Genomic DNA, 9,036 nt, shown 5'->3' on the forward strand with positions numbered 1-9,036 from the left:
TTACCGACCCCCTGGCGAAGTCCACGCCGAGTTCGAAGAATTGCGACTCGCCGCATAATTGATCGGCAGAGCCCTGTCCGGGAAACGCGAGGCCCCTCAATAGCGGTAGCGGTGAGCTGATGCTGTAGCCGGACCTTGGCCAGGCCGCGATACCGGCATCGCCGCAGGCCGAAGGCTCGGACACCCTGGGAGATGGTGCCCTCGACACCGGCCCGGTGTGCGTACTGCTCCTTCCACTCGTGAGTGTCTTCCTGGGCCCGTGCCTGCTGAATCGCCTCATACTCCGCTTGCGGGCGGAGGGTGATCTGACGGCCCATGCCCGACTTGTTGTTGGAGCGGGTGCACTGCTCTCGGGTCTTGCAGGGACGGCAGGCAGCTGCGGGGAACTGTCCCCGGACCACGGCAGCCCCCTCCTGGGAGTGGCTGTCCCACCAGCTGCTGGTGGTGACGCCGTTGGGGCAGGTCACCTGTCGGTTGTCCCAGTCGATGGTGAAGTCTGCCTGGGAGAATCCGCCGCCGTCCTTGGTCTGCCAGCTGGTGGAGGCGAGGATTGTGCCCACCAGGTTCACTCTGTGATTTTCGCGGGCGGCAACCACCTCTCTGGCCGTTGCGTAGCCCGCGTCGACCAGGTGCCGGTCGGGCAGAAGGTCGCGCTCGGCGAGGTGGGCGTGGATCGGGGCGACCAGCCGCACGTCCTGGACGGTGGAATCGCTCGTGGCGACGTGTGTGATCAGATTCGGGCTGTCCGGCTCGCAGGTCTCGGTGAGGTGAACCTTGTAGCCGTCCCAGAACATGCCGCGCTTCACGCTGCCCCGCGCGTCAGTGTCGTAGGGCGTGACCAACCGCTCCGCGCCCGGCGGGCGGTCCTTGAGATCCCGGCGATGGACTTGTCCGTTGTCGACGAAGTACTGCTGGATCCACATCTGCCGAAGGGTCTGGACCCGGCCGAGTGACCATAGGGATGCAGGGGCGTCGGGCGCATGCACGGCTTCAAGAAGTCTCAGACCGTCGGCGCCGATCTGCTCGATCAGCTCAATCTGCTTGGCCTTCCCCTTGGGCAGCCGGGTGTCCTCGAACCGGATCGCGTACCGGTCGAACCATTCAGGCGGAGCCCAGCCGGCCAGCCACTCCGGCTCACAGGCCGCCACGCTGTTCAACGCGGCACGTAAGGTCTCACCGAGCCGCACCAGTCCGTTGATCTGCCGCGCGGCGGACAGCACGATCGTGGAGTCCGTGCGAGCACGGCCGCCGGCCTTGAGCAAGCCGTGCTCCGCAGCGGCCTGAAGGACCCGGTCCAGAAGCTCGATTCCGGCGTTCCCAGCGATCAGCCGGTCTCTGAACTCGGTGAGCACCGAGTGATCGAACCCTGGATCGGACAGCTCCAAACCCAGCAGGTACTTCCAGTCCAGCCGCCCGCGCACCGCGTCCGCGGCCTGCCGGTCAGAGAGACCCTCGGCGAACTGCATGACCGAGACGAGGGCCAGCCTGCGGGGCGACCACGCTGGCTTCCCCCTGCTCGGGTACAGCCCGGCGAAGTCTTCGTCCAGGAACAGCTCACCCAGCTCGTCACGGATCCGCATGGCCAGGCTGCCCTTCGGAAACGCAGCCCGTGCCACCCGGGCCGTCTCCTCCGGAACTCCGTCGGTCTTTCTGGCGTGCAACGACACCGACACCCTCCCCAAACACAACGTCGGCTCTCACGACCACAACGGGTCATAAGAACCGACGTCACATTCAGCCCGAGATTCGCCAACAGTGTCGATTGGACGTCGGGAAGGGACACTGCCGTACGGCCGGCCCGGCATGGCCAGAAGCCGAGTTCGATGTAGTCGATGTCGGTGAACTCGACCTCCAGGTCGTGGGCGCGGCGGCCGCGGTCCTTGAAGTAGATCTCCTGGAGGCCTTCGGCTGCGATGGCCTGGAGCTGCTGTTCGGTGGCGCCGGCGGCCTGCGCGTCGAACAGGCGGGCGGCGTAGGTCGGGGGCAGGTGCTGGGTGATCCGGCGGATCCGCCCGTCGTCCGTCGACCCGGGCGCGGCGGTGAACCCGAACCGCGCCCTCGTCTCGATCACGATGCCGCCGCGCGAGGCGGCGTGCTTCTTCGCCCGCTGCTGTACCCGGGGCTGCCAGTCGCGGCGGACCTCGCGCTCCAGGCGGGCCGCCAGCTCCGCGCGGGGGCGGCGCAGCGTGCCCTTGAGGTAGGCGCTCCACCGTGCGCTGGGTGACCCCGAGGCGGGCCGCCAGGGCGCGGGTGGAGCCCTTCTCCGCCTTGAGTAGGAGTGGCTTTGTCCACGAGAACGAACAGCAGATGTTCATGACTTGGGGAGGCAGGAGAGTCTGGCGCTGTTCGATTGCCAGGCGATCAGAACAGGCTGGCCGATCCGCCCTGGGCGAGCTTCTTGAGGATCGTGCGCATCCACGGGCTGCGAACGGCTGGCAGCCGGACCAAGGTGCGCTGAACGGTTTTCCGGTCGGCCCGGAACAGGTAATTGGGGGTGTGGCGGGAGCGGGTCGTCGGCGAGGACGCCTTGAGGCATGCCGCCCGACGCCGGAATCGGCAAGGAGGGCTGGTGAGAAACCAGCCGCCGCCACACCTCCAGTGGCATGGGACTGGGGTCTGTTGCGAAAGTGGATCTTGGGTTGCGATGATCACGGTGTAGCGCGAGAGGATCTGACAGACCGACAGTGGACCCAGTTGGAGCCGTTAGCCGTCTCCGTTGCCCGCCAGCGGCGGCGGGGCGCACCGCGGTGCGCCCTGACCGCCTATGTCGTACGGCGGTCAGGGCGCACGGATCCGCGTATGGATTCGCGGCCGCGTCACCCGGGCTGCTCGTTGTCCTTCAGCGCGCCCCATCCGTGCCAGCGGTCGATCTCGATCCACGCGCTGTAGCGGCGCCGGTCGCGCTGCCCGTAGTCCTTGCCCAGATACTGGCGGGACAGCCGGTCAATGCCGGACAGGTCGGTGTCCTCCTGCAGGTCGACGACGCGGCCGATGATGGTCACATGGGTGTACCAGCCGCCCTCGTCGAGCACGGTGAGCGAGACCCTGGGGTCGTTGCGCACGTGCTGGAGCCGGACGCGCCCCTCGTCCATGTTGATGAGCACACGCCCGTCGTCCCACAGGTACCACGTGGCCGCGGACACCGGCTGGCCGTCCCGGCGCAGCGTGGAGATTACGGCGGGGTTGGCTTTCTCCAGCATGGCGACGGCGGCTTCGGGCAGGGGCGGCTTCGACACGGGTCATCCTCCACAACGTAAGGCGGGACGCTTCTCGATCACCAGCATGATCGCCCGGGGCAGCGCCGCGCGCACGCACCGCCCCGCGCGCAGCCGGGTCTGGTGCTGCGAACTCCGGACCTCGAACTCCGCGAGCTGACCGGCCGGCAAGCCGCTGTTGGCCGTGACCGTCAGCCGGAACCAGCGCTGGACGGTGGCGGGCAAGGTGAGGGAGACGGTGCTGTGGCTCAGTCAGCGTTCGAATGCTCGGTGTGCTGTGGTGCCTCCCAAGTCATGAACATCCGCTGTCCACTCTCATGAACAAAGCCAGTAGGAGCGGCTGACCGAGGACATGGTGCTGCTGGTGACCATCGTGCCCGACGACGAAGACCCGGCTGCGGACGCGTTCGGCCTGGAAGAGGTGGGGACGTCCTGCTGTCCGCGCTGCGCGAGGCAGTGGGACTCCCCCGCCACCGCGTGCGTCGGCCTCGCCCGACCGCGGCGACATCGCCGCCGCCTTGGAGCGGCTGCGAGACGAGCACCCGGCACTGCCCCGCGCCGCTGATTGCTCGTCAGGAGACGGGGAGCGGGCGCAGACCTGCTGGCAGGCGGTTGGCGTCGGGCTGCACGGCCGCGCCGATCAGCGCGGTGAAGCCCGCTGCCTCCGGCCGACCAGCGAGATGGGCAGTCCAGCCCACCAGGTCCCGCCAGGTCCGCAAGTCGGCCACGGCAATGTCGTAGACACCCACCCGCGCCTGCGGGACACAGGCGTAGTGCTGCACACGCCAACGTGCCGGGCCCGGCTGGTGCACGGCCTCACCCAGAGGCACCGCCGGCGGGAGGCCGTCCTCGGACGGGGTGGGCTGGTCGGCGAGGGCTTCACGGGCCCGGCGGGCCTCGCGGGCTTCACGTCCCGCGCGTACTGTCGCCCGGGCGGCGACGCCACCAACCCAGGCCGACCCTTCCCCATCGGCGATCGGGAAACGGCATTCCTCACATACGGCTTCGAGTTCCTGCACGCCCGCAGGGGCGGAATGCATAGTCACGGGTTTCCTCCGGTCAAGACAGGACGTTGATGTCGGTGATGTCAACTTCCAGAACATGGACTCGGACACCGTTGCCGTCGATATAGACCTCCTGTAGTCCCTCGAACGTTTCCCGCGAGGTGCTTTGCCGACCGTGCCTTGCTGTTGCTTGTCGAAGAGTCGGTTCGTCTGCCCGGCGAGATGGCCGGGCGCCGTAGGGGCGAGTTCTGTGGTTTCGACCGCGGTGTGCGGGCCACGAGTCATCGCCCGGCAGTGGGCCGTTCCGTCCCTGAGGGTCGTGAGGCGTCCGTGAGGTCGGCGCCGGTGCCGGCGTCACGCTGGGAGCGGCCGGTGCCGTGCCAGTCCAGGCACATGACGGTCGCGTCGTCCTTCAGGTGGCCACGGGCGGCGTCGACGATTGCCCCGATGAGGGTGCGGGCGGCTTCGCGGGGATGCAGCGCGCGGGTTGCGACGATCAGGTCCGTCAGGTCGAGACTCGTGACGTTGCGCTCCAGCATGCCGTCCGTCAGCATCACCAACCGATCCCCCGGCTGCAGGTCCAGCCTCTGCACCCGGTAGGTATGCGGGGCCTGGAGGCCGAACGGCCGATCAACCTCCCGGGCGATCTCCCGCACTTCCCCGTCACGCATCCGCAGCGGCCAGGGGTGCCCGGCGTTGATGAACTCGGTTCCGCCGTCGAGCAGGCTGATACGCAGCAGCTGGCCGGTGACGTAGCCCTGGCCGCTGTGGTCCCGCACGGCTTGGTCGGTCTGGCGGGCCTGTTCGCCGAGGCCGGCGCCCGCCCGCCGCGCCCGGCGGAGGGCACCCACCGCGAGGGTGGCCAGCAGCGCGGCGTCGGCGTCGTGACCCATGGCGTCGGTGACGGAGAGCTGGACGCTGTCCCGGTCGATCACGTAGTCGAAGGTGTCCCCCGCGACGAGGTCGGCAGGCTCCAACACCCCAGCAACGGCGAACTGTGCCGCCTCGCACACCAGCGACGCCGGCAGCAGCCGATGCTGGATCTCCGCGGCCAGGCTCAGCGGAGTGGTCCGGCGGCCCCACTGGTACACGTCGGTAAAGGACCGGTTCGCGATGACGATGTATGCCAGTGCGTGCGCGGTCTCGCCGATCTCCCGCATCACCTCCGCGTCCGGCGACGCGGGCAGGAACAGCTCCAGGAGCCCGATGGCGTCCCCACGGTTGGTCACCGGGGCGACGATCCGCACCAGTTTCCCTGCGCCCCTGTCCTCCGTCCGCGGCCGCTGGCTGCGGATCACGTCGTCGTACAGGGTGCCCCGCAGCGAGATGCGCTGGGCCGGCTCACTGGTCTCGACACTGCCCGCAGCACCGAGCCGCACGACAGAACTGCCGGTGAAGTCGGTGATCAGGAACGACACCGATGCGGCCCCGAGGCGCTCCTTGAGCAGGCGCGCGACCACGTCGAGCGATTCCACGGGCGGCGCGGCCTCCGCCGCCTGCAACGTCCCCGCCAGAGTCATCGCCCTGCCTCGGCGGCTCCCGTCGCCGTCCGGCCCCGCTGCGGTCACGGCGACTCCCTCACTGCTCGATGGCCGTCAGGACTCCGTCCCGGATGCGCGAAAGTCCGGTGCCAGGCCCGGCGCCGGACAGGTGATATTGCACCACGGGACCCTGGCCTGCACCGCGCAGCCACCCGGTCCACCGGCCCTCTCGGACAATGTGGGTCAGTGCATGCCCCTGTGCGCCGCGCGTTTCAGCAGATCCCGAACGACAGTCAGGTGGCCGCCAGGACGATGGCGGTGTAGTGCGCGGTGAAGGCGGCGATGGTCAGGGCGTGGAAGACCTCGTGGAAGCCGAACCAGTGCGGCCAGGGGTCAGGGCGCTTCCGGCCGTACACCACGGCGCCGGCGGTGTAGAGCAGGCCGCCGGCGAGGACGAGGACGACGACCGGGGTGCCGCCGGTGCGCGCGAAGTCGGGCAGGTAGAAGACCGCTGCCCAGCCCAGGGCGATGTAGCACAGGGTGTAGAGCCAGCGCGGTGCCCTGATCCACCAGACACGGAAGGCGATGCCGGCCGCGGCTCCGGCCCACACGAGGGACAGCAGGACCACCTGCTGGCTGGCGGGCAGAAGCAGCACCGCCAGGGGCGTGTACGTGCCGGCGATGATCAGGAAGATGTTCGCGTGGTCCAGCCGGCGCAGGACCGCCTCCCCGCGCGGGCCCCAGGTGCCGCGGTGGTACACCGCGCTCGTGCCGAACAGCAGGCAGGCCGACAGTGCGTACACCGAGCAGGCCGCCACTGCCGGCGCCGAGTGCGAAAGCGCGATCAGCACGATGCCGCCGGCCAGTGCGAGGGGGAACATCCCGGCGTGCAGCCAGCCGCGCATCCTCGGCTTCAGCGCAGCCGCCGCGCGCTCCACCCCGCCTTCCAGGCCGGCGGCTGCCTGCCCGGCGATCAGCCGGCCGGTCGTGCCGGCAGGCGAATCTACCGCCGGTGCGCGGAAGGTGTCGGGTGTGGCGCCGGACAGGTGCCGGGGCTCCCGTCCGTGTGCCGGCGGCTGGGCATCGTCAGCGATCATGCGCTCATCTTACGAAATCGGTGGAAAGGTGCGGCATCGGCGCGTTGCCGCGAGCTGCGGGTCAGTTGCCTACCGTGTGCTGGGATGCGCTGCGGTGGTGTTCGGCGTTGATGCGCTGGGCTTCTTCGAGCTGGTCTTCGAGGATGACGATGCGGCAGGCGGCCTCGATCGGGGTGCCCTGGTCGACGAGTTCCCGGGCGCGGGCGGCGATGCGCAGCTGGTAGCGGGAGTAGCGGCGGTGTCCGCCGGCGGAGCGCAGCGGGGTGATCAGGCGGGCTTCGCCGATGGCGCGCAGGAAGCCCTGGGTGGTGCCGAGTATCTCGGCGGCCCGGCCCATGGTGTAGGCGGGGTAGTCGTCGTCATCGAGCCGGTTGAACGAGTCGTCTGCTGTCATCTTGCCTCTCTGCGGAACACGCTGGAGGGGCCTTGGTGCCGTATTGGCACCAAGGCCCCGAAGGAACTGCAACACCATCTGCCGGTCCTAGTACTGCGCCGGCCTACTGTGTCCGCACCGCCGCAAGGGGGATGGCGGCGTGTGCGGGGATCGCGGTTGCTTGACCGGAGACCACCTCACTATCGATGTCCTGCGGTACCCGGGCTCAAGACGTCCGCCCGGGCGATCCTGATGGCGCTCGGCTCCTCCGTTCTTCCCTCTGAATGAACTACCTACCAATCGGGCACTGCGCACTGCTGGTGACCTTAAGTAAGCGTCACTCTTCGGCAGCCAGCCCCGTCGCCCGTCCTGCATCTGCTCTGGCTTAGAACCCCACTGCCGAACCTCCCGGTACGCGCGCCCGCAGCCGACGCCTTTACTGAGGTGCTGCTCACTTGACTTTCACTGCCGGGTACTGCGATCTGCACTCACTGAACTGCGACTGCGTTACTGCTCATGGCGGCCCCTGATCACTGCGGGCCACCCGGTCCGGTCGTCAGTCCCGTCGCCGTCAGGCAACCAATCTGGCTTCGGAACTCCACCACCGCACCGTCCTGCACTTGCGGGTACTGCTGCCCGGCAGTTCGTCTCTGCCGGGCCTTGCTGATCTCGGCTACGAGAGAAACCATAACCACGTCGCCGCCCAATGTCTACTCCCGCCGTCACAGATTTTCGCGTGCCCGGTGGTGAGGTAATCGGGCCTCCCTGCCGGGTTAAGGAGCGCGGCGCGGGGCACAAGGGTCGGGTAGGCAGGACCGGGCATTGCCGGGCCGTACCAGGGGGAACCTGATGGACACGATGCGCGTCGACGCCACGACCATCCCCTCCGCGACCGCCGCCGCCCACGCGCGCGAGACCACCCGGGCCTTCCTCAAAGCCCTCCGACAGCCGGCCGTCGACTCGGAAACGGCCGACACCGCCGTCCTGGTCGTCTCCGAACTCGTCACCAACGCCCTACGCCACGGCGGCGGCACCTACACCCTCCGGCTGACCGCCCACCCCGACCTCATCGAGGTGGCCGTCGACGACCCCAGCCCGCAGGCGCCGCGCCTGCGCACCCCCGACCTGAACGGCGGCACCGGAGGCTTCGGCTGGCCCATGGTCAACCACCTCGCCCGCGCCACCTCCGTCACCAGCCACGCGGCCGGCGGCAAGACCATCAGCGCCCTTCTTGCCCGGTAGCGCCAGGGCAGCGACAGCCAACTGCACTCACCCGTCCGGGGCACCCTGCTGATCGCCCTCACCCGACAGTCGGATCGCGTCAGCGGAAGCGATCCCCGATCTCGAATTCACTGTCGCAACTCGTTTTCATCACCGCGCCGCCGTGGGCGTAGACCCGGCCGCTACCACGCCCAGCGCCCCTTCCAACAGCTCGAATACCGGGAAAGGGGCGCTGTCGTACGGCCCTTGCCGGCCGGCTCGCCGGGGCTGTCAGTCAACGCCGCAGTCGATGATGTCGTCGTTGGTGTAGCCCTCCAGGATCTCTTCGACGGCGTCCCACAGTCCGCCCAGCGAACCGGCCGCCGACAGCAGCACCACAACGGCGCCGGTGACGGCGGCCGGTGCCCTGGTCGAACTCCTCAGCGCGCTGGCCCGTCGGCAGCACGAACACCGCTCCCACACCGCCGACCGGCTCACAGCCGTCATCAACGCCGGCCAGCTCCCACCGGACCTGACCGACCTGGCCCTGTACTACCTCGCCAAAGCCCAAGGCCGTGAAGTTATGGCTGCGTGGTTGCTTGCACGCGTGCTCTGGTCTGCGGGAACGCCGGACGTAGGAAGCGGAGCCCCGGTAGAACGACTTGT

9 protein-coding genes and 1 pseudogene are annotated in these 9,036 nt (G+C 68.9%); 1 reads left to right on the forward strand and 9 read right to left on the reverse strand.

Annotation, left to right across the window (positions count from 1 at the left end; translation table 11 throughout):
* The 8 genes and pseudogenes from NFU81_RS40530 to NFU81_RS40570 all read right to left on the reverse strand — a co-directional run.
* The coding region (locus NFU81_RS40530; protein WP_251502322.1) for an IS1182 family transposase at positions 1-1,667 on the reverse strand (1,667 nt) is incomplete at its 3' end.
* Positions 1,668-1,819: 152 nt separating this feature from the next.
* A pseudogene (tpg, locus tag NFU81_RS40535) lies at positions 1,820-2,276 on the reverse strand (telomere-protecting terminal protein Tpg); the annotation flags it as partial.
* A gap of 540 nt (positions 2,277-2,816) precedes the next feature.
* Positions 2,817-3,236: a PPOX class F420-dependent oxidoreductase gene (locus tag NFU81_RS40545; protein WP_073500986.1), complete on the reverse strand. Its 420-nt coding sequence runs from the start codon at positions 3,234-3,236 to the stop codon at positions 2,817-2,819.
* 3 nt (positions 3,237-3,239) lie between these two features.
* Entirely contained in the window at positions 3,240-3,440 is a 201-nt protein-coding gene (locus tag NFU81_RS40550) for a hypothetical protein (RefSeq protein WP_251502323.1), read from the reverse strand.
* Positions 3,441-3,787: 347 nt separating this feature from the next.
* Positions 3,788-4,234 (reverse strand): hypothetical protein, encoded by a 447-nt coding sequence (locus NFU81_RS40555; protein WP_251502324.1) that lies wholly within the window; start codon positions 4,232-4,234, stop codon positions 3,788-3,790.
* Between the two features lie 266 nt (positions 4,235-4,500).
* Positions 4,501-5,739, reverse strand: a complete 1,239-nt coding sequence (locus NFU81_RS40560) for a PP2C family protein-serine/threonine phosphatase (protein WP_251502328.1) — start codon at positions 5,737-5,739, stop codon at positions 4,501-4,503.
* A 254-nt stretch (positions 5,740-5,993) separates the two neighbouring features.
* Entirely contained in the window at positions 5,994-6,797 is an 804-nt protein-coding gene (gene trhA / locus NFU81_RS40565; RefSeq protein WP_251502325.1) for a PAQR family membrane homeostasis protein TrhA, read from the reverse strand.
* Between the two features lie 61 nt (positions 6,798-6,858).
* Complete coding sequence (locus NFU81_RS40570; protein ID WP_251502326.1) at positions 6,859-7,191, reverse strand: helix-turn-helix domain-containing protein; 333 nt, start codon at positions 7,189-7,191, stop codon at positions 6,859-6,861.
* Between the two features lie 828 nt (positions 7,192-8,019).
* On the opposite strand from NFU81_RS40570, the gene NFU81_RS40575 reads away from it, so the two are divergent.
* Positions 8,020-8,412, forward strand: coding sequence for an ATP-binding protein (locus NFU81_RS40575; protein ID WP_251502327.1), 393 nt, complete (start codon positions 8,020-8,022; stop codon positions 8,410-8,412).
* A 249-nt stretch (positions 8,413-8,661) separates the two neighbouring features.
* Here the strand turns inward: NFU81_RS40575 and NFU81_RS40580 are convergent, their stop codons facing one another.
* Positions 8,662-8,877: a hypothetical protein gene (locus NFU81_RS40580; protein WP_251502329.1), complete on the reverse strand. Its 216-nt coding sequence runs from the start codon at positions 8,875-8,877 to the stop codon at positions 8,662-8,664.
* Positions 8,878-9,036: the final 159 nt, after the last annotated feature.

It is taken from the genome of Actinacidiphila cocklensis (genome assembly GCF_907177275.1).
Lineage (GTDB): Bacteria > Actinomycetota > Actinomycetes > Streptomycetales > Streptomycetaceae > Actinacidiphila > Actinacidiphila cocklensis.

Coding starts and splice junctions, on each gene's coding strand:
- NFU81_RS40570 (WP_251502326.1), bottom strand. CDS start 7,191: ATGACAGCAGACGACTCGTTCAACCGGCTCGATGACGACGACTACCCC.
- NFU81_RS40560 (WP_251502328.1), bottom strand. CDS start 5,739: ATGACTCTGGCGGGGACGTTGCAGGCGGCGGAGGCCGCGCCGCCCGTG.
- NFU81_RS40580 (WP_251502329.1), bottom strand. CDS start 8,877: ATGACGGCTGTGAGCCGGTCGGCGGTGTGGGAGCGGTGTTCGTGCTGC.
- trhA (WP_251502325.1), bottom strand. CDS start 6,797: ATGATCGCTGACGATGCCCAGCCGCCGGCACACGGACGGGAGCCCCGG.
- NFU81_RS40575 (WP_251502327.1), top strand. CDS start 8,020: ATGGACACGATGCGCGTCGACGCCACGACCATCCCCTCCGCGACCGCC.